We start from the raw sequence: 20009 nt of genomic DNA on the forward strand, positions 1-20009 counted from the left end.
TTTTTTTACTAGCAACAGGCCATCCCTTGTAATTCAAGGCCTTGCACCACCGCAAAACCGCGCAACGCCTGGTTTTTTTGGCGCCAAATAAAAAACGCCCATGGCCTTTAGGCCATGGGCGTTTTTTTGTAGCGCGTCTTTAAGGCGTCACGGGCGATGCAGGATCGCCGAGCCCCAGGACAAACCCACCCCGAAACCACTGATCGCTACGCGCTTCCACGTAGAGTCGAGCATGTGCTTTTCCAGCAGCAGCGGAATGCTCGATGACACGGTATTACCGGTTTCGACCATGTCCTTGATGAACTTGTCTACGGGCGCGTCTTCGAACCGGCGGGCCACCGCGTCGACAATCGCGGCACTGCCTTGGTGAATGCAGAATGCGTCGATGTCGTCCGCCTTAAGCTGCGATTCGTTGAGCAGCTCGTGCAAATGCGCCGGCACCTTGAGCAAGGCGAAGTTGAACACTTGGCGGCCGTTCATGAAAAACACACCGTCACTGACCTTCAGGTGCGGCGCGCCGGAACCGTCAGTGCCGAACTTCGACTTGCCGAGCAACCACGGCGCGTCTTCGCCCATCCAGGTGGCCGTGGCGGCGTCGCCAAAAAGCATGGTGGTGTTGCGATCTTCCGGGTCGACGATCTTCGAATACGGGTCGGCGGTGATCAGCAGGCCGTTTTTCAGGCCGGTGGCTTCCATGAAGCCCTTCATCGCGTAAATACCGTAGACGTAGCCCGAGCAGCCCAGGGAAATATCGAAGGCCGCTACGTGAGTCGGCAGGCCGAGCTTGTCCTGGACGATGGCTGCGGTATGCGGCAAACCTTCTTCGTCGCCGTTTTGGGTGACCACGATCAACGCGTCAATCGACTCGCGCTTAAGCTGCGGGTTATTGGCGAACAAGGCATTCACCGCCTCCACGCAGAGATCGGAGGTTTCCTGCGTGGCATCCTTGCGCGGCAGGAACGCCGAACCGATCTTGCCAATGATGAAATCTTCATCCTTGGCGAATTTGGCACCCTGGGCGTAGTTATCGATCCCGTCTGCCGGCACGTAACTGGCGATGCTTTTTATGCCAATCATTGTGGCTTCCCAATACTAAATAGCTGGAGAACACCCCGCGATGCATATCGGGGGGTGCTGACAATAAAGGGGATAACCCCGCAAAAACCCGTCGAAAACCGCCTTTCTAGCCTGACGGCAGGCCGCCACAAAGACCTTGGCGACGACCTATCCTTTTCACACGATACAGTGAAGATGCGCGGTATGACTCACAGGTCACTCAATTTTGTACGCTTTGTGCGAAACCGATGCTTACACATACACCAAAAACGAAAACGGCCCACCCCAGTTCGAGGTGAGCCGCTGGCTCGGCGCCGATCAATTACATCTTGTTGAACAGGCTCAACTGAGAGATTTTCACAAACGCCAGTTGCGAGGCTTGCAGCATGGTTTGCTGCAACGTGAGGTTGATCGCGGCCTGCGCCGTATCGACGTTGCCCAGGTCACTCATGGTGGTGGTGTTGGCCAAACCGATGCTGGTGTTCTCACTGGACTGTATATCCAGCGCATTTTGCCGCGCACCGACGGAGCCACGCACGTTGTCGACTTGGGAGCGCGAGTTCGCCAGGTTACCGACCGACGCATCCAGGACATCCTTGAGCTTGATGGTCGCGTCGGGTTACCGTCCGACGGCTGCTCCAGGGCATGGCGCAGCTGACTCAGGGTATCCAATGCATTTTGGGTTTTCTGCGTGCTCGCACCGACGGCAAACTGGTCGCCGGTCTGCGGCGTGCCGTTGACATTAAAGGTCACCCCGGCCGCCGTGACGGTGGTACCGCCACCGGTGTCGCCACTGGCAATCGCCTTGCTGTTGGCGCTGTAAGGCTGGCTGAACACCTGATACGCCGTTGCGCTGGTAAATTTGATCAGCGCCCCGCTGTTGTTCGGGAAGGTGCTGGCGTAATCGGCCTGGTTCGTCACGCTGGCGCCGGTCAGTTGCGCCGTCGAGGTGTTGCTCGGCGTACGCGAAACGCTGAAGGTGTCGGGCTTGCTTTGCAGGCTGAATGCACGGTCCTTGACCAGCGCATCAGAGTCGGCACCCGGCGCGGTTTCCCCGAGGTTCAGCGTAATATCAAACTTGACCCCGCGCAGGCTCACACTGGAGCTGCCTTCTTTGGTCGAATCGAACGTACCGTTACCGGAAACCTCGGAGGTGACATCGACGTTGTTCTTGTCCAGCACCGTGTATTGCGTGCTGCTGGTGAAGGTCAGCTTGTAAGGCTGGCCATCGGCAAATTTGTTGGTGTAATCAGGGCCGGACGTCACTAACCCGGCAGACATCGACACCTTGCCGTCATTCACCGTCGGCGGTATCACTACTGCCTGGGTGCGGCTCGAATTCACCGCGCCTTCCAGAATGCTCTTGCCGGTATCACCGGCACTCACCCTCAGCGTGTCGGAAACCTGCAGGCTCAACGGGGTTTCATCGCCCTGATAACTGTAGGTGCCGTCGTTGTTGCGGCTGTAGGGCGGGGTTTGGGTATTCGACCCGGCGAACAGATAATTGCCGGCGGAGTCTTTGCTGTTGAGCAAACCAAACACCTGGTTCTCAATGGCCCCGACTTCGCTGGCAATCGAGGTGCGGTCCGCATCGCTGATCGAGCCACCGGCGCGCAGCGCCAACTCACTGGCGCGCTGCAGTGCATCGTTGATCGAGCTCAGCACGCTTTCTTCGTTGGTCAGGGAGTTCTTCAAGCTGGTGATGTTGCCGTTGAACTGGCCCAGCATGTCTTTCTGCTGTTGCAGCATCAGCAAACGTGCCGCCGCGACCGGATCATCCGAAGCGGTTTGCACGCGTATGCCGGACGAAGCCTGATCCTGGGCCTGCACCACGCTGGAATAGTTCTCTTGATACTTGGCGGTACTGGTTTCGAAATACTGCTGTGTAGAAATGCGCATCGCACCAGACTCCCTTAAAGACTATTGATCAGCGTGCTGAAGGTTTCTTGCGCGGCTTTGATGATCTGAGACGACGCAGTGTAGTACTGCTGGAACCTGATCATGTTACTCGCCTCTTCGTCGAGGTTGACCTGCGACACCGAGTTGCGCGCGGTTTTGTTGGCCGTCAACACCGCGTTGGTCGCCGTGGTATCGGTAATCGCCGACGCGGCCTTGGCGCCCACGGTGGACACCAAGCGGCTGTTCGCCGACACCAGGCTAACCCCGCCGCCGCTGCCGTCTGCCAGACCGACCGTGGCCTTGGTCTGCAAATTCAGCAGTTGCTGAGCGTTGCGGTTGTCGGACACGCCTGACGCATTGAACGAGAAACTGGTGCTGTCGTCTGCCGCCGGCGAGCCACCGACAGCGGTATCAAAACTGAAGCTCTTGGCCGGGCTGACCAATGCGCCGCTGGCATCACGCATCGGCACGCTGATACTGATGTTGTTGCTTTGGCCGCGCACGATGCTGCCAGTGCCAATCGAGGCGCCCTGCGCATCGCTGATCGTGTAGGTCTGCGTGCCATCCGCCGCCGGCTTGCCAAACACCATTTTACCGGCATCGAATTCTCGATCCCGGCGCGCAATTGGGCCGTATCGGTACCGCCATGGATGTCGATCGGCAGGGTCAGCGTCGGCGGCGTAAACGTGCCGGTGCCCTGGTTGCTCTTGCCGCTTTCACCGAGCAACGGCCCGGCAAACCCGAGTTTGTTGGCATCGGTAAGGTCGGTGCCGATGCTGCTGGCGCCATTCGCGGTCGGGCTGACCTTGAAGCTATCGCCCGCAGCGATTGGCCCGTTGCCGTCCAGGGTCAGGGAAAAACCGTCCATCACCGGAGGCGGCGTAGTGCTGGTGTCGAACGCGCCCATGGCCTTGCCGTCGGAGCGCTGCACGGTGTATTGGCTGGCGCTGGTGAAGGTGACCTTGTAGTCGTAGGTCGACAGCTTGCTGGTGTCTTTGATCGTGACGTTCAGGTTGCCTGCGCCGGTGCTGTTGCTCGCCGAGCCCTGGCTACGCTGCGCGATGGCCGCTGCACTGTTGATGTCTTTGAACAGCGAGGAACCGAAGTCGCCGTTCAAGTCCAGGCCCTGGCCCAACTGACTGTTGACCGTGTCGGCGGTGGCAATCGCAATACGGCCCAGGTCATTGATGGCCGGCATCAACGCGTCGCTGCGATAACGCAACAGGCCGCCGATGCTGCCGCCGGTGAGTACGTTGCCGAGGTCTACGGCGGTGCCGCCGCCCACATTCAACTGAATGGTGTTCAGGCTGCCGTCGCTTTTACTCGGCACTGCGGAAATCGTGTTGGACTGATCACCGAGCACCAGCGACTGGCCGGTGCCGGTGCTGACGCTGAACACACCGTTTTTTTCACTGGCGGTCACGCCCACCAGCTCATTCAGTGAGCGCACCGCTTCGGTACGTGCATCCAGCAGGCTGGCTGGCGACGTGTTGCTCGCACCCTGCGCCTGAGTGATTTGCTTGTTGAGCGAGGCGATAGAAGACGTCAGTTGGTTGACCTGATCACTCATGGTCTTCAACTGGCCGTTGATCGTGTCTTTTTGCTGGTTCAACTGCGTGGAGATTGAGTTGAAGCGGTTGCTCAACGTCTGCGCGCTGGTCAGCAATACTTGCCGGGCAGACACGTCACTGGGGGTGGCCGCTGCCGTCTGTACCGCAGCAAAAAACGCGCTGAGCACCGAGGACATGCCAGTGGTCTTGTCTGACAGGGTTTTGTCGACGGCGCTGACCTGATCCGAGTAAGCCTTGGCGTCGCTGTTGAGCGAGGTGCTGTTCTGGTAGGCCGCGTCGAGAAAATCGTTATAAACGCGGCGCACATCCGCCAAGGTGGTGCCGCTGCCGATGTACACGCCATCAAAGGGGTTCGACGCGCCGGCATTCTGGGTGGTCTGCTGACGCGAGTAGCCCGAGGTGTTGACGTTCGCGATGTTGTTACTCACGACCGACAACGACCCTTGAGCGGCATTCAGCCCCGACATCCCTATATTGAGCAAACTCATGGTTCAGACCTTATAAATGAGTGGTTGCGCCCGCGGCAGCGTAATTCTGGTAACTGTCCATCGTTTTGGCGATCTGCGAAATCTTGTTGGCGTAGTTCGGGTCAGTGGCATATCCGGCTTTTTGCAATTCACGCACAAACTGTTCCGGGTTATCGGCAGATTTCACAACTTCTTTATAGCGATCATTGCTTTGCAGCAAGGTCACGAGGTCGTGGAAGCTGTCCTGGTAAGAGTCATAGGAGCGGAACTGCGCCGTTTCCTTGACCATCGAACCATCGCGAAACTCGCTGGTAATCGCACGGGCCTGACCGCCCTGCCAACTCTGGCCGGCCTTGATGCCGAACAGGTTGTGGCTGCTGCTGCCGTCTTGGGCACGCATCACCGATTTACCCCAACCGGTTTCCAACGCCGCCTGCGCCACCAGGTACTTCGGATCGACGCCAATGCGCGCGGCTGCCGCTTTGGCCATCGGCAGCATGGTGGCGACAAACTCATCCTGCGAGCTGAAGGCTTTTTTCGCCGGTGCCAACGGTGGCTGGGCCACGGCGCGGCTGTAAACCTGCATCTGCCCCGTCGGCGCGACGGCAAAACCGCGCGCGGCGCTGTTGACCACATTGTCTTCGGCGACACTGTTACGCAGCGGCGCAGCTTTGGGCGCGGTGGTCTGGTCGGTGCTTGGCACGATGCCCGCCAACAGACGATCCGTCAGCTTGCTCGGCAACGAGATACGGCGCTGGTTCATCAGTGCCACGTCGTTGGCGTGCGAACTGCTGCCCTCGGGCACCGCCACGCGGTACGCCCACAGCGGACGTTCACCATTGGAGCGGCCCAGCGGGCCTTCTGCCTGAGTGCCCGCGGCAATCGCGGTGGGCACGTCAACTTTTTTCACCGGCTCAGCCGCCGCCGGGCCTTGCAAGGTGGCCGCCTGAGCGTCCACCGGCTTGTTCTTTTGCATCTGACGCATCAGCACGTCGGCCAGGCCGATACCGCCGCCCTCGCGGGACATCGACACCGCCAGTTGCTGGTCGTACATTTCCTGGTACTGCTTGGCGGCCGGGGTGTTCATCGGGTTGTCTTTGCCCAGGGCTTCAGTGGCCGAACGCATGGACTTGAGCATCTCGCTCAAGAACAGCGACTCGAACTCCTGCGCCACCTTGCGCATGTTGCCTTCGCTGTTCTTGTCGCCGACCTTGAGCTGGTTCAACCGGTTCAAGTCGGAATAAGACCCCGAATCCGCCGTGCTGGTCAGGCCGCTGTTGCGCATGTCCATAGCCATGGCCTTAGATCACGATCAGGTCGGCTTGCAAAGCGCCGGCCTGCTTCAACGCTTCGAGGATCGCCATCAAGTCGCCCGGCGCTGCGCCCACCTGGTTCACCGCGCGGACGATCTCGTCCAGCGTGGTGCCGGGGCCGAACTTGAACATCGGCTTGGCTTCTTGCTGAGCATTAACCCGCGAGCGCGGGACCACCGCCGTCTGGCCGTTGGACAACGCGCCCGGCTGGCTGACGATCGGGTCTTCGGTAATGGTTACGGTCAAGCTGCCGTGGGTCACCGCAGCCGGCGAAACCTTGACGTTCTGACCGATCACGATGGTGCCGGTACGCGAGTTAATGATGACTTTGGCCACCGCCTGGCCCGGATCGACTTCAAGGTTTTCCAGGATCGACAGGTAGTCGACGCGCTGGCTTGGGTCGAGCGGCGCGGTCACACGGATCGAACCGCCGTCGATGGCCTGCGCCACGCCAGGGCCGAGCATGTCGTTGATTTTATCGACCACACGCTTGGCGGTGGTGAAGTCCGAGCGGTTGAGGTTCAGCGTCAGGCTGTTGCCCTGGTTGAAACCGCTGGGCACGGTGCGCTCCACCGAGGCACCGCCTGGAATCCGCCCGGCCGACGGCACGTTAACGGTGATCTTCGAACCGTCGCGGCCTTCGGCATCAAAGCCGCCGACCACCAGGTTGCCTTGGGCGATGGCGTAGACGTTGCCATCGATACCTTTGAGCGGCGTCATCAGCAAGGTGCCGCCACGCAGGCTTTTCGAGTTACCCATCGACGACACGGTGATGTCGACCACTTGGCCGGGCTTGGCGAACGGCGGCAAGTCGGCACTGATCGACACGGCCGCGACGTTTTTCAACTGCACGTTACCCGAGCCCGCCGGCACCTTGATGCCGAACTGCGAGAGCATGTTGTTGAAGGTCTGCAGGGTGAACGGGGTCTGGGTGGTTTGGTCACCCGTACCGTTAAGCCCGACCACCAGGCCGTAGCCGATCAACTGGTTGGAACGCACGCCGGAAATACTCGCGATGTCTTTCAGGCGCTCGGCCTGGGCCACAGCGCTTAAGGAGAGCAGGAGTGCCGCCGCCATCAGCTGTTTGAGTTTCAAAGTGGCCACCTAGAAAGGGAACAGCGGGCTAAGGAAGAAACGGTCGAACCAGCCCGGCTGACTGGCATCAGCAAACGAACCCGTACCCGAGTAGGTAATGCGCGCATCGGCGATACGCGTCGACGACACGGTGTTGTCGGTGGCAATGTCATCGGCACGCACCATACCGGCGATGCGCACCAACTCGTCACCGGTGTTGAGCGTCATCCATTTTTCGCCACGAATGGCGATGATGCCGTTGGGCAATACGTCGGCAACCGTCACCGTGATCGAGCCGGTCAGGCTGTTGCCCTGCCCCGCCGCACTCTTGCCGTTGGTGGCGCGGTCGCCGCTGTAGCCAGCATTCAGGCTGAGGTCACCGCTGCCAAGCGGGTTATTGGTGTTAGGCACGCCACCAAACAATGAGGTCAGGCCAATCCCGGTCTTGCTGGTCTTGCCGATCTGCGAGTTGGCGTTTTTGCTGGCCTGGGTTTTCTCGTTCAGGGTGATGGTGATGATGTCACCGACCCGGAACGCCTTGCGGTCGCTGTATAGGTTCTGTTCGAAACCGGCCTGGTAAATCGAGCCATTGTTGGCAGCCGCAGGCAAAGGCGTGCGCGGCAACACCGGCGCGTAGTACGGGTCATTGGGTTTTGCCGTCGGGGCTACACAGCCCGCGAGCGCGGCGATCCCACTCAATGCCAGAACAGAAACATAGCGATTCATGACCCTAACCTCACGGTGTCGCAGGCGCCTTCAAAAGCGCCCCATAGACTTGATTACAGATTCTGCGTTACGAACGAAAGCATCTGGTCGGCGGTGGAAATCACCTTGGAGTTCATCTCGTAGGCGCGCTGGGTGGTGATCATGTTGACCATCTCCTCAACCGTGCTGACGTTGGAGGTTTCCAGGGTGCTTTGCAGCGTGGTGCCGAAACCGTTCAGGCCAGGGGTGCCGACTTGCGGCGCGCCGCTGGAGGCGGTTTCCAGGAACAGGTTGTTACCGATGGCTTGCAGGCCGGCCGGGTTGATGAAGTCGGCGGTTTGCAGGTTGCCGATCACTTGCGACGCCGGGTTACCGGCCACCGTGATCGACACGGTGCCGTCGTTGCCGACGGTAAAGGTCTGGGCATTGTTGGGCACAACAATCGCCGGCTCCAGGGCAAAACCATTGGCGGTGACCATCTGGCCGTTGGCGTCCAGGTGGAAGGTGCCGTCACGGGTGTAGGTGGTGGTGCCATCGGGCTGCAAAATCTGGAAGAAGCCTTTGCCGTTGATGGCCATGTCCAGCGGCTGACCGGTTTGTTGCAGGTTACCGGCGGTGAAGTTTTTCTGGGTGCCGACGATCTGCACACCGGTACCCAATTGCAGGCCCGACGGCAGCTCGCTGTCTTGGCTCGACTGGGCGCCTGGCTGGCGTTTGATCTGATAGAGCAAGTCCTGGAACTCGGCGCGATCACGTTTGAAGCCCGTGGTCGACACGTTGGCCAAGTTGTTGGAAATGGTCGTCAGGTTGGTGTCCTGGGCGGACAAACCTGTTTTGGCAACCCATAGAGCCGGAAGCATGCTGTTCTCCTTCGTGCGCCTGTTTGTTGGCGCTGCGCTGCACTAATTATTTAAAAGCCAGGAACTCAATGACTCGGCTATCAGCTCATCGCCAGAACGCGGGTCATGGCCTGGTCGTCTTCTTTAGCGCTGTTCATCATTTTGATGTGCAGTTCAAACTGCTTGGAAAGCGACAGCACTGCGGTCATTTCTTCAACGGCATTGACGTTGCTCGCCTGCAGGAAGCCCGAGGTCAGCCTCACGTTGGCATCGACTACGGCCGGCTTGCCATCCTTGGTATGGATGGTGCCGTCCAGGCCCTTGGTCATGTTCTTGAGGTCCGGCTGGACCAGCTTGATGCGGTCCACTTCAGCCATCACCCGTGGGCCTTCGCCCATGGCGCGGATGCTGATGGTACCGTCGGCACCGACTTCGATTTTCTGCTGCGGCGGCACGGCAATCGGGCCACCGTTGCCCATGATCGGCATGCCGTTACCGGCACGCAGCACGCCCAGCGCGTCAACATTCATGCTGGCGCTGCGCACATAGGCTTCGCTGCCATCCGGGGTTTGCACGGCCATCCAGCCGTCACCGCTGACGGCCACGTCGAGGTCGCGACCGGTTTCGATCATCGCGCCAGGGGTGAAGTCGGTCGCCGGCCGTTCAGTCAGGGCAAACGCCCGCGCCGGAAAGCTGTCACCAAACACCGGCATCGAACGTGCCTGCTCCAGGTCACGCTGAAAGCCGTTAGTGGAAATGTTCGCCAGATTGTTGGCATGGGCCTTCTGCGCCAGTGCGTTCTGGCTGGCGCCGGTCATTGCCACATAAAGGTATTTGTCCACGCTCTATCCTCTTCTGACGGACGCTTGCCGCCCACCGCTGTACTGATGAGGCTTAAGCAATTAGCGAACCAACTTTTTAAAATCGGCGGAGATTCAAGCGGGCCGGGGCTTTGCGGGGAGTCTTGAAGATTTCACAGGGTGAGCAGAGTCGAAAAAACGGCGGACTACTGCCGCGTGCGGCAAGCAGTGACGGCCGAGCTGGCGACAAAGGCCAATTGTGGGAGCGGGCTTGCTCGCGATGCAGACACTGCGGCCCCTCAGGTACACCGAGTTGATGCTATCGCGAGCAAGCCCGCTCCCACAGTTGATCTAAGCAGTTACTCGTTAGCCGCGATCAGCCTTGAGAATGCCGTAATCACGCAGCTTGTTGGCGATGGTGGTATGCGACACGCCCAGGCGCTTGCCGAGTTGCCGGCTGCTGGAATGCTCGGCATACAAGCTTTCCAGCACCGCCCGCTCAAACCGCCCGACAATTTCTTCCAGCCCGCCCTCCAGCGAAAAATCGCCAAGCGGCTGACGCACCCCGTAATCCGGCAACCGAATATGTTCAGCCTTGACCGTGCCGCCTTCACACAACGACACCGCCTGAAACAGCACATTCTCCAACTGCCGCACATTCCCCGGCCAATGGTAATGACTCAGCCGATCCATCGCCGCCGGCGCCAGCTTGGGCAGCGGGCAGCCGATCTGCCGACTGGCCTGGTCAATAAAGTGCTCCACCAACGGCGCCAGCCCATCCAGGCACTCGCGTAACGGCGGTATGTGCAACGACAGCACATTCAGCCGGTGATAAAGATCCTGGCGAAACTCACCGCGAGCGCACAGTTCGGACAAATCCACCTGAGTCGCGCACATCACCCGCACGTCCAGGTACACCTCTTCATCACTGCCCACGCGACGAAAGCAGCCATCCTGCAGAAAGCGCAGCAACTTCACCTGCAACCGCGCGCTCATTTCGCCCACCCCATCGAGAAACAACGTGCCGCCCGCCGTCAGTTCAAGCAGCCCCAACTTGCCTTCCGCGCGTGCACCTTCAAAGGCGCCGGGGCCGTAGCCGAACAATTCGGTCTCGGCCATCGACTCGGGCAGGCCTGCGCAGTTAAGCGCCATCAACGGCGATTGCCCACGCGGGCTGGCGAGGTGGCAGGCGCGCGCAAGCAACTCTTTGCCGGTGCCGGTCTCGCCTTCTATTAATAGAGGCGCATCCAACGGCGCCATGCGCCGTGCTTCACGCACCACGGCGGCCATGACTTTGGAGCTTTGGAAAATACTGTCGAACCCGCGCAGCTCTTGCTTGCGCACATTGTAGATACGCTCGCCCACGCGGTCGGCACGGTGCAGGGTCAACACGGCGCCAGCCATGGCTTCGCTGTCGTCGTGCTCGGAGGATTGCAGCGGCGCAATGTCCGCCAGAAATACGTCACCCTTGACCTTGACCCGCAAACCGTTGATCCGCGATTTACTCGCGCGCACCAACTCGGGCAAATCAAAGTCCTCGGCATAACGTGACAATGGAATACCCGGCACCTCGTCCACCCGCACCCCGAGCAACTGCGCCGCTGCACGGTTGGCGGCGACGATGGAGCCGCCCATGTCAATCGACAGCACCGGAAACTCCAGGGCGCCGAGCAGCGCGTTTAGCTCCATGTGCCGACGTTCGCTGGGCATCAGCCCTACCCGCTTCACGCCGAATACGCCGGCGATCGCCTCAAATTGCGGGCGCAATGCCTGGAACTGCATGTTCACCAGGTTCGGGCAAAACAGGTAAATAGCGTTGCCATGTTCGCCGCCGACTTCGCCTTTGGCGACGTTGACGCCGTACTCCACCAACAGGTTGAGAATGTCCCGCAGGATGCCAATACGGTTCTGGCAGTGCACTTTGATACGCATGAAAACACCCGAAAGATGGCGAGGCGCCGCGTGTTTTTTTGCAGCGGAGCGCAGATAGTCGTCAAGATTATGTGACAGCGCGTGACCTTTTCACAGCCCAAACCACACAACCTTCGCCGCATCGTAACGAATACTTTACAAAAAATGCAGAATACGCCTGTATGCCCAAGCTGCAGGCCGATGGAATCCGCTACGTTGCGCGTTATCAATAGGCCCATCGCAGGACATAACAAGAACGAATGCCTAGCAGGAGAGCCGTATGAAGCAGACGCAGTACGTGGCGCGTGAGCCCGATGCGCAAGGTTTTATCCACTATTCGCCGGAAGAGCATGCGGTGTGGAACACCCTGATCACCCGTCAACTGAAGGTGATCGAGGGTCGCGCCTGCCAGGAATACCTGGACGGCATCGACAAACTCGGCCTGCCCCTTGAGCGCATTCCGCAATTGGGCGAGGTCAACAAGGTGCTGGCCGAGACCACCGGCTGGCAAGTCGCCCGCGTGCCGGCGCTGATCCCCTTTCAAACCTTCTTCGAATTGCTCGCCAACAAGCAGTTTCCGGTGGCAACCTTTATTCGTACCCGTGAAGAACTCGACTACCTGCAAGAGCCGGATATTTTTCACGAGATCTTTGGCCACTGCCCGCTGCTAACCAACCCCTGGTTTGCCGAATTCACCCACACCTACGGCAAGCTCGGCCTCGCCGCCAGTAAAGAGCAACGCGTGTACCTGGCGCGCCTGTACTGGATGACCATCGAGTTCGGCTTGGTCGACACGCCGCACGGTCGACGCATCTACGGTGGCGGTATTCTGTCGTCGCCCAAAGAGACGGTGTACAGCCTGTCGTCCGAGCCGAAGCATCAAACCTTCGACCCGCTTGAGGCGATGCGCACACCGTATCGAATCGACATCCTGCAACCGCTGTATTTTGTCTTGCCAGAGCTTAAGCGCCTGTTCGAGGTGGCGCAGGAAGACATCATGGGCATGGTCGAACGCGGCATGCAGCTCGGTCTGCACGCGCCGCTGTTCCCGCCGAAACCCAAAGCTGCGTAAGCGCTCACCGCCTCTTAATGTTTGAGGCCGGGTGAGTCTGTTCCCCGGCCACGCGTTGCTTTAGGGTGACGCCACTGACGACCGTTTTTCAAACTCAGGACATCCCACATGACTACCTTGAACCAAGCCCACTGCGAAGCCTGCCGCGCCGACGCCCCGCAAGTCAGCGACGAAGAGTTGCCGGTACTGATCAAGCAGATCCCCGACTGGAATATCGAAGTCCGCGACGGCGTGATGCAGCTGGAAAAGGTGTTCCTGTTCAAGAACTTCAAATTCGCCCTGGCCTTTACCAACGCCGTGGGTGAAATCGCCGAAGCCGAAGGCCATCACCCAGGCCTGCTCACCGAGTGGGGCAAAGTCACCGTGACCTGGTGGAGCCACTCCATCAAAGGCCTGCACCGCAACGACTTCATCATGGCCGCACGCACCGACGAAGTGGCCAAAAACGCCGAGGGCCGCAAGTAATGCATTTCGATGCCATTGACCGCGTGCCCGGCGACCCGATCCTCGGGCTGATGGACCTGTACGCGCAAGACGCCAACCCGAACAAGTTCGACCTCGGCGTGGGCGTGTATAAGGACGACCAGGGCCTGACCCCGATTCCGCACGCGGTGAAGCTGGCGGAACAGCGCCTGGTCGACACGCAAACCTCCAAGACCTACATCGGCGGGCACGGCCAGGCGGCCTTCGGCACGTTGATCAGTGAGTTGGTGCTGGGCGCCGACTCCGCGTTGATCGGCGAACGCCGCGCCGGCGCGACTCAAACACCGGGCGGCACTGGCGCGCTGCGTTTGAGTGCCGACTTTATCGCCCACAGCTTGCCAGGCCGTGGCGTGTGGTTGAGCGACCCGACGTGGCCAATTCACCAAACCATCTTTGCCAAGGCCGGGATCAAGGTCAGCCATTACCCGTACGTGGGCGCTGACAATCGCCTGGACGTGGCAGCGATGCTCGCGACACTTTCCACAGTGCCCGAGGGCGACGTAGTGCTGCTGCACGCCTGCTGCCACAACCCGACCGGTTTCGACCTGTCGCAGGATGACTGGCGCCAGGTGCTGCAGATCGTGCGCGAGCGTCACCTGCTGCCGCTGATCGACTTCGCCTACCAGGGCTTTGGCGACGGTCTGGAGCAGGACGCCTGGGCGGTGCGGCTGTTTGCGGCCGAGCTGCCGGAAGTGCTGATCACCAGTTCTTGCTCGAAGAACTTCGGGCTGTACCGCGACCGCGTCGGCGCGCTGATCGTGTGTGCGGCGGACGCGGAAAAGCTCACGGATGTGCGCAGCCAACTGGCGAATATCGCGCGTAATTTGTGGTCGACGCCGCCGGATCATGGCGCGGCAGTGGTTGCGACTATCCTCGGTGATGCCGAGCTGAAGAAGGTCTGGAGCGGCGAAGTCGAAGCCATGCGGTTGCGCATTGCACACTTGCGTTCAGGCTTGGTCGAAGCACTGGCACCGCACGGGCTGGCTGAGCGGTTTGCGCATATTGGAGAACAGCGCGGGATGTTTTCCTATACCGGTTTAAGTGCCGGGCAAGTGGAGCAACTGCGCGATAAGCACAGTGTGTATATGGTCAGTTCGGGGCGGGCCAATGTGGCCGGCGTTGATGCAGCGCGGCTGACCTTGCTCGCGCAAGCCATCGCCGACGTTTCTAACTGAAACTATGGGAGCGGGCTTGCTCGCGATGCAGGCACCTCGGTACATCAGCACTACCCGGTTGATGCCATCGCGAGCAAGCCCGCTCCCACACAGGGCCTTTAGCCCGCAACCATCTGCGCTTTAAGCTGTGCCTGTTTAGCCTGAGCATCCGCCAACCGATACAACTCGATATGCCCGTCCCAGTGCTCGATCAGCGCCGTGCACGATTCCACCCAATCCCCGCAGTTGAGGTAATCCACCTCGCCCACCTTGCGGATCTCGGCGTGGTGAATATGCCCGCACACCACACCGTGCAGCTCACGCTTGGTCACTTCGTGGGCAATCGCTTCTTCGAAATCGCTGATAAAACTCACCGCCGTTTTGACCTTGTGCTTGAGGTAAGCCGACAGCGACCAGTAGCCATAACCGTAGCGCGCACGCCAGTGGTTGAGCCAGCGGTTCAGCGTCAGCGTGAACTCGTAAGCCGAGTCGCCGAGGAAGGCCAGCCAACGGTGGTAACGCGTGATCACATCAAACTGGTCGCCGTGGATGACCAGCAAGTGGCGGCCATCGGCAGTCACATGCACGGCCTCGTCTACCAGTTGGATATTGCCCAAAATGAGCTTGGAATAGCGCCGCAGGAATTCATCGTGGTTGCCGGTGACGTAGATCACCTCGGTGCCGCGTTTGGCCATGGTCAGCAAGCGACGAATCACGTTGGTGTGGGCCTGCGGCCAATACATGCCGCCGCGCATTTTCCAGCCGTCAATGATGTCGCCGACCAGGTAGACCTTATCGGCGTGGTAGCCCTTGAGAAACTGCGACAAGTGCTCGGCCTGGCAATCCCGGGTGCCCAAGTGCACGTCGGAAATCCACAAGGTACGAACCCGTTGTTTACGGCTGGGTTTGGCCAACTCGGCACTGGTCATGGGCATCCCTCGACGCTGTTTTCGCGAGCTTGCGCCTTGGCGGTGAATAGCCCATGACAACTGTGCGTCAGTCTGATGACAGCGCCCGCGCGCCGCGAAGCGTTGTAGACTGGCGACCTGGCTGCCCAAGACACTGCATCAGGAGACCGCGATGAGGCCGATGCTCACGCTGCGCCACTACACCGAAGCCCCCCTCGCCCACAGCCATGACCATGCGCAATTGGTGTTCGGCCTGTCCGGTCATCTGGACATGCAAGTGGATGGCCGTGGCAGCCGGGTGCAACACAGCAGCGTGATGGTCCTGCCGGTGTCCACTCACCATGCCTGCGACAGCCGTGATGGCAGCCACTGCCTGGTGCTGGATGTGCCGCCCGAGCAATGGTTGATACAGTCGTTGGGCGAACATGCCGATGCCAGCCGCCGCTTGCTCGACCAACCGGCGCACCTGACACTCGACGCCCGGCAAAGCCAGTTGGTGCAATGGCTGGCGAGCGGCCCGGTGGATGACCCGCTGATTGTGCAGCAAGGTGCGGTGCTGTTGCTGGCCAGTCTTAATCCTGCGCTGGCGCCAACGGTGCCAGGCCGAAGGTTGCCGTATGCGGCGTTCAATGCGTACATCGAACGCCACGCGGCACACCCGCTGCAGGTGGCCGACCTTGCGCGGATTGCCGACCTGTCCGTGGCGCGCCTGCATGCGCGTTTTATCGCCGAATGTGCGCAAACGCCGATGGACTACCTGCGCAGCCGTCGCCTGCATACCGCGGTAAAACTGCTCAAGGAAACACCCTTGCCCATCGGTGAAATCGCCGCCCGCGTCGGCTACAGCTCGCAAAGTGCATTTGCCGCGGCGATGCTGCGTGAGTTCGGCGCATCGCCCGGCGCATTGCGGCGCTGCTCGCAGGCATCGCTCGCAAAGATAGTTTCGCGATAAAAATCGCTAGCCACGCGACAGACGCCCGCCTGCACAACCCTCTAGACTGCGATGCTGTTACTCCCGTTGGTTAAGGATCGCAATGACTCCCCGCTCAGCCCTCGGCGCCCTGCATATCGGTGCATTGATGTTTGGCCTCACCGGCGTATTCGGCAAGCTGGCCGCCGCCTCGCCCGCCATTATCGTGTTTGGCCGCGCCGCGTTTGCGGTGATTGCCTTGGCGGTGTTTGCGCGCTTTGCCAGCAACACCGCCTGGAAAAAACTTGAGAGGCGCGACTGGGGCCGCCTGCTGATCAGCGGCGTATTGCTCGCAGCGCATTGGGTGACCTTCTTTATGGCCGTCAAGGTCGGCGGTGTGGCCGTCGCCACGCTTGGGTTTACCGCCTTCCCGGCCTTTACCGTGATTCTCGAAGGGCTGATCTTCCGCGAGCGTATTCGGGCCAATGAAGTGCTGCTGGTGGCGCTGGTCAGCGTGGGACTGGTGCTGGTGACGCCAGACTTCAACCTCGCCAGCGAGGCCACCGGCGGCTTGCTTTGGGGCATCGCCTCGGGCCTGCTGTTTTCGCTGTTGTCGCTGAACAACCGCGCCAGCTCCGGGCGAATTCCGGCAGTACAGGCAGCGTTGTGCCAGAACGTGGTGGTTGCCGCGTTGCTATTGCCCGTGGCCGCGCCGGGGCTGGCGGATGTGCGCGCCATTGACTGGCTGTGGATAGGCCTGCTCGGGGTGTTCTGTACCGGCCTGGCGCACAGCCTGTTTGTGGCCGCGCTGGCGGTGATCAAGGCGCGCACCGCGTCGGTGGTGTTTGCGATGGAGCCGATCTACGGCATCACCATGGCCTGGCTGTTGTTTGCCGAAACCCCGACCTTGCGCATGCTGCTGGGCGGCGCGCTGATTATCGTCGCCATCGTGCTTTCTGGCCTGATGGGCAGCGCCAGTCAGGCCAAAAAGCCAACGGCAACCGCCTGACGTTCAGGCTGTGCGGTCGTTGTGGCCCAAATCGCGCTGCGGGTCGATCTGGTCACGCACGCGCTGCTTGAGCGCCTTGGCTTCCGGGAAGCCGCCATCGGCCTTGCGCTCCCAGATTTGCACGCCATCGCAGGTGATGCGGAACGCGCCGCCGGTGGCCGGTTCCAGCGCCACACGGCCGAGGTCATCGGCAAACGTACTCAACAATTCCTGAGCCAGCCACGCGGCGCGCAGCAGCCACTGGCACTGGGTGCAATAGGTGATGACGATCTCGGGTTTGCTCGGCGACATAATTTGAGAGGTTCCTTGCGTAACGGGCTAGGAGGATCGAGCGGCTATAATAGCCACCTTATATCGCCCAGCCTCGAGATTCATGATGCGCCGCCTGCTGTCCTGCCTGTTTCTGTGCTTGCTCCCCCTCCTTGCCACTGCGCTCGAAAACCCACGCCCCAAAATTGGCCTGGTGCTGTCCGGCGGCGCCGCCCGTGGCCTGGCGCACATTGGTGTGCTCAAGGCCCTGGAAGAACAAGGCATTCAAATCGATGCGATTGCCGGTACCAGCATGGGCGCGGTGATTGGCGGGCTGTATGCCTCGGGCTACAAGATTGATGAGCTGGAAAAGCTCGCGCTGAATATTGATTGGCAACGGGCGTTGTCCGACGCCCCACCGCGTGAAGATGTACCGTTTCGACGCAAGCAGGATGACCGGGATTTCCTGGTCAAGCAGAAGCTCAGTTTCCGCGATGACGGCAGCCTCGGTTTGCCACTCGGGGTTATCCAGGGCCAGAACCTGGCGTTGCTACTCGAAAGCATGTTCGCCCACAGCAGCAACACGCGTAACTTCGACAAGCTGCCGATCCCTTTCCGCGCCGTGGCCACCGACATCACCAGCGGTGAAAAAGTCGTGTTCAGTAAAGGCCACCTGCCGCAAGTGATCCGCGCCAGCATGTCGATCCCTGCCGTGTTTGCACCGGTGGAGATAGACGGCCGGCTGCTGGTGGACGGTGGCATGACCGACAACATCCCGCTGGATGTGGCGCGCGAGATGGGCGTCGACATCGCCATCGTGGTCGACATCGGCACCCCGCTGCGTTCGCGCAAACAACTGGCCACCGTGGTCGACGTGCTGAACCAGTCCATCACCCTGATGACCCGGCGCAATTCCGAAGAACAACTCAAGGCCTTGCACCCCAAAGACGTGTTGATTCAGCCACCCCTGGCGGCCTTCGGCGTGACGGATTTCGGCCGCGCCAAAGACATGATCGACGCGGGCTACCGCGCCACCCGTGCACTCGACCTACGCTTGGCGCACTTGCGCCCCGCCGAACCGGTCGACCCGCAACTGGTGGCCGCACGCGCACCCAGCGAACGCACCCCGACGATCACCGCGATTACCGTAGAGAACGACTCGAAAGTCAGCGACGACGTGATTCGCTACTACATCCGCCAGCCCCTCGGCGAACCCCTGAACCTGGGCCGCCTGCAAACCGACATGGGCACGCTGTACGGCCTGGACTACTTCGAACAGGTGCAATACCGCGTGGTTAAAAAAGGCCAGGACAACACCTTGGTGATCAGCGCGCGCGGCAAACGCAGCGGCACCGACTACCTGCGCCTGGGCCTGAGCCTGTCGGATGACATGCGCGGCGACAGCGCCTTCAACATCGGCGCCAGTTACCGCATGAACGGCATCAACCGCCTCGGCGCCGAGTGGCTGACGCGGGTACAGATCGGTGATCGCCAAGAGCTGTACAGCGAGTTCTACCAGCCGATGGACACCGGCTCACGCTACTTCGTCGCGCCCTATATCAGTGCCCAGGCGCAGAACGTTGAACTGACTCTGGACAACGACCCCATCTCTGAATACCGCCTGGAACGCTACGGTTTTGGCTTGAATGTGGGCCGGCAGATCGGCAACAGCGGCGAGATTCGCTTCGGCGTCGGCGAAGCCTGGGGCAAGGCGGACGTGCGCATCGGCGACCGCGACCTGCCGAGCGTGAGCTTCAACGAAGGCTTCTATGAACTGAAATACTCGTTCGACTCGCTGGATAACGTGTACTTCCCGCATACCGGCGAAGACATCGGCCTGGCCTACCGCGAGTTCGAACCAGGCTTGGGCTCGGACCAACGCTACCGGCAGTGGGAGTTCAAGCTGGACAAGGCCATGAGCCACGGCCCGGACACGCTGATACTGGGCGGTCGCTACGGGCGTACCCTGGACAAATCCGACGTGGTGGTTTCCAGCTTCCTGCTCGGCGGTGCGCGGCAATTATCGGGCTTTCGCCAGGACGCGATTTCCGGGCAGAACATCGCCCTGATGCGCGCGGTGTACTACCGTCGCCTGACGCCGCGCTCATACCTGCCGCTGGATTTCCCGCTGTACCTTGGGGCATCGCTGGAACGCGGCCGGGCCTGGAACAACGACAATCAGTTCGACAGTGGCTACATCAACGCCGCAAGTGTTTTCCTGGGGTTTGATACGCCGCTGGGGCCGCTGAATTTCAGCTATGGGTTTAATGATGACAATCAGCAGGCGGTGTATTTGAACCTGGGGCAAACGTTCTAGAAGGCAGGCACAAAACTAAATGTGGGAGCGGGCTTGCTCGCGATGGCGGTGTATCAGTTAAAAATACTTATCTGACACACCGCAGTCGCGAGCAAGCCCGCTCCCACATTTAAAGTAGAGCTGTGGCGGTCTTTAGAGGCCTTTAAGGTCACGCTCTTCAATCGGCCGGCTCTGGCGCAGGCGCTTGCCGCCCAACACTACCCAGTCGATCAAGCGAAACAGGCACTCAATGCCAAACGACAACAACATCGCGCCGCCCCAACCCCCCAGCC

The 20009-nt window shown here is 60.5% G+C and carries 15 protein-coding genes and 3 pseudogenes; 6 read left to right on the forward strand and 12 right to left on the reverse strand.

From position 1 onward, the window contains the following. Positions 1–147 precede the first annotated feature (147 nt). The 9 genes and pseudogenes from F0169_RS15860 to F0169_RS15900 form a co-directional block, all read right to left on the reverse strand. Entirely contained in the window at positions 148–1077 is a 930-nt protein-coding gene (locus F0169_RS15860; RefSeq protein ID WP_058413204.1) for a ketoacyl-ACP synthase III, read from the reverse strand. A gap of 301 nt (positions 1078–1378) precedes the next feature. Then, positions 1379–2955: pseudogene (locus tag F0169_RS15865) on the reverse strand (flagellar hook-associated protein 3). Positions 2956–2969: 14 nt separating this feature from the next. Continuing rightward, positions 2970–5014, reverse strand: a pseudogene (flgK, locus tag F0169_RS15870) (flagellar hook-associated protein FlgK). Positions 5015–5024: 10 nt separating this feature from the next. Further along, positions 5025–6290: a flagellar assembly peptidoglycan hydrolase FlgJ gene (gene flgJ, locus F0169_RS15875; protein WP_058413207.1), complete on the reverse strand. Its 1266-nt coding sequence runs from the start codon at positions 6288–6290 to the stop codon at positions 5025–5027. Positions 6291–6294: 4 nt separating this feature from the next. Next, entirely contained in the window at positions 6295–7383 is a 1089-nt protein-coding gene (locus F0169_RS15880) for a flagellar basal body P-ring protein FlgI (protein ID WP_058413221.1), read from the reverse strand. Positions 7384–7410: 27 nt separating this feature from the next. Continuing rightward, a complete protein-coding gene (flgH, locus tag F0169_RS15885) occupies positions 7411–8106 on the reverse strand; it encodes a flagellar basal body L-ring protein FlgH (protein ID WP_152747029.1) in 696 nt (231 codons plus the stop codon). A gap of 53 nt (positions 8107–8159) precedes the next feature. Next, complete coding sequence (gene flgG, locus F0169_RS15890; RefSeq protein WP_058413209.1) at positions 8160–8945, reverse strand: flagellar basal-body rod protein FlgG; 786 nt, start codon at positions 8943–8945, stop codon at positions 8160–8162. A gap of 80 nt (positions 8946–9025) precedes the next feature. Continuing rightward, positions 9026–9766 carry a flagellar basal body rod protein FlgF gene (locus F0169_RS15895; RefSeq protein ID WP_058413210.1) on the reverse strand — a complete coding sequence of 247 codons (741 nt, stop codon included), beginning with the start codon at positions 9764–9766 and terminating at the stop codon, positions 9026–9028. 324 nt (positions 9767–10090) lie between these two features. Continuing rightward, positions 10091–11656, reverse strand: coding sequence for a sigma-54-dependent transcriptional regulator (locus F0169_RS15900; RefSeq protein ID WP_152747030.1), 1566 nt, complete (start codon positions 11654–11656; stop codon positions 10091–10093). Positions 11657–11915: 259 nt separating this feature from the next. Between F0169_RS15900 and phhA the strand changes: the two genes are divergently transcribed. From phhA to F0169_RS15915, 3 genes are all read left to right on the forward strand, one after another. Beyond that, on the forward strand, positions 11916–12707 hold the full coding sequence (phhA, locus tag F0169_RS15905; RefSeq protein WP_152747031.1) for a phenylalanine 4-monooxygenase: 792 nt from the start codon (positions 11916–11918) through the stop codon (positions 12705–12707). A 108-nt stretch (positions 12708–12815) separates the two neighbouring features. Beyond that, a complete protein-coding gene (locus F0169_RS15910; RefSeq protein WP_122250245.1) occupies positions 12816–13172 on the forward strand; it encodes a 4a-hydroxytetrahydrobiopterin dehydratase in 357 nt (118 codons plus the stop codon). Continuing rightward, positions 13172–14365 carry an amino acid aminotransferase gene (locus F0169_RS15915; protein WP_152747032.1) on the forward strand — a complete coding sequence of 398 codons (1194 nt, stop codon included), beginning with the start codon at positions 13172–13174 and terminating at the stop codon, positions 14363–14365. The genes F0169_RS15910 and F0169_RS15915 overlap by 1 nt, the downstream gene beginning before the upstream one ends. Positions 14366–14463: 98 nt before the next feature. Here the strand turns inward: F0169_RS15915 and F0169_RS15920 are convergent, their stop codons facing one another. Then, the gene (locus F0169_RS15920; protein WP_058413215.1) at positions 14464–15273 is read right to left on the reverse strand and encodes a UDP-2,3-diacylglucosamine diphosphatase; all 810 of its coding nucleotides are present in this window, start codon (positions 15271–15273) and stop codon (positions 14464–14466) included. Positions 15274–15424: 151 nt separating this feature from the next. Here F0169_RS15920 and F0169_RS15925 point away from each other — a divergent pair, with 151 nt between their 5' ends. Together F0169_RS15925 and F0169_RS15930 are read left to right on the forward strand one after the other, a co-directional pair. After that, entirely contained in the window at positions 15425–16204 is a 780-nt protein-coding gene (locus F0169_RS15925) for a helix-turn-helix transcriptional regulator (RefSeq protein WP_122250243.1), read from the forward strand. Between the two features lie 82 nt (positions 16205–16286). Further along, positions 16287–17171 (forward strand): DMT family transporter, encoded by an 885-nt coding sequence (locus tag F0169_RS15930; protein ID WP_152747033.1) that lies wholly within the window; start codon positions 16287–16289, stop codon positions 17169–17171. A gap of 3 nt (positions 17172–17174) precedes the next feature. On the opposite strand, the gene F0169_RS15935 is transcribed toward F0169_RS15930, so the two are convergent. After that, positions 17175–17462: an Rdx family protein gene (locus F0169_RS15935; protein ID WP_058413218.1), complete on the reverse strand. Its 288-nt coding sequence runs from the start codon at positions 17460–17462 to the stop codon at positions 17175–17177. Between the two features lie 85 nt (positions 17463–17547). On the opposite strand from F0169_RS15935, the gene F0169_RS15940 reads away from it, so the two are divergent. Further along, entirely contained in the window at positions 17548–19737 is a 2190-nt protein-coding gene (locus F0169_RS15940) for a patatin-like phospholipase family protein (RefSeq protein WP_152747034.1), read from the forward strand. 132 nt (positions 19738–19869) lie between these two features. On the opposite strand, the pseudogene F0169_RS15945 reads toward F0169_RS15940, so the two are convergent. Further along, positions 19870–20009 (reverse strand): annotated as a pseudogene (locus F0169_RS15945) (DUF2937 family protein); the annotation flags it as partial.

The sequence above is a fragment of the Pseudomonas kitaguniensis genome (genome assembly GCF_009296165.1).
In the GTDB taxonomy this organism is placed as follows: Bacteria; Pseudomonadota; Gammaproteobacteria; order Pseudomonadales; family Pseudomonadaceae; genus Aquipseudomonas; species Aquipseudomonas kitaguniensis.

Excerpts from the sequence above, each read along its gene's own strand:
- F0169_RS15900 (WP_152747030.1), bottom strand. The coding sequence starts at position 11,656 with ATGCGTATCAAAGTGCACTGCCAGAACCGTATTGGCATCCTGCGGGAC.
- flgJ (WP_058413207.1), bottom strand. The coding sequence starts at position 6,290 with ATGGCTATGGACATGCGCAACAGCGGCCTGACCAGCACGGCGGATTCG.
- F0169_RS15925 (WP_122250243.1), top strand. The coding sequence starts at position 15,425 with ATGAGGCCGATGCTCACGCTGCGCCACTACACCGAAGCCCCCCTCGCC.
- phhA (WP_152747031.1), top strand. The coding sequence starts at position 11,916 with ATGAAGCAGACGCAGTACGTGGCGCGTGAGCCCGATGCGCAAGGTTTT.
- flgH (WP_152747029.1), bottom strand. The coding sequence starts at position 8,106 with ATGAATCGCTATGTTTCTGTTCTGGCATTGAGTGGGATCGCCGCGCTC.
- F0169_RS15920 (WP_058413215.1), bottom strand. The coding sequence starts at position 15,273 with ATGACCAGTGCCGAGTTGGCCAAACCCAGCCGTAAACAACGGGTTCGT.
- F0169_RS15940 (WP_152747034.1), top strand. The coding sequence starts at position 17,548 with ATGCGCCGCCTGCTGTCCTGCCTGTTTCTGTGCTTGCTCCCCCTCCTT.
- F0169_RS15915 (WP_152747032.1), top strand. The coding sequence starts at position 13,172 with ATGCATTTCGATGCCATTGACCGCGTGCCCGGCGACCCGATCCTCGGG.
- F0169_RS15880 (WP_058413221.1), bottom strand. The coding sequence starts at position 7,383 with ATGGCGGCGGCACTCCTGCTCTCCTTAAGCGCTGTGGCCCAGGCCGAG.
- F0169_RS15935 (WP_058413218.1), bottom strand. The coding sequence starts at position 17,462 with ATGTCGCCGAGCAAACCCGAGATCGTCATCACCTATTGCACCCAGTGC.
- F0169_RS15860 (WP_058413204.1), bottom strand. The coding sequence starts at position 1,077 with ATGATTGGCATAAAAAGCATCGCCAGTTACGTGCCGGCAGACGGGATC.
- flgG (WP_058413209.1), bottom strand. The coding sequence starts at position 8,945 with ATGCTTCCGGCTCTATGGGTTGCCAAAACAGGTTTGTCCGCCCAGGAC.
- F0169_RS15930 (WP_152747033.1), top strand. The coding sequence starts at position 16,287 with ATGACTCCCCGCTCAGCCCTCGGCGCCCTGCATATCGGTGCATTGATG.
- F0169_RS15910 (WP_122250245.1), top strand. The coding sequence starts at position 12,816 with ATGACTACCTTGAACCAAGCCCACTGCGAAGCCTGCCGCGCCGACGCC.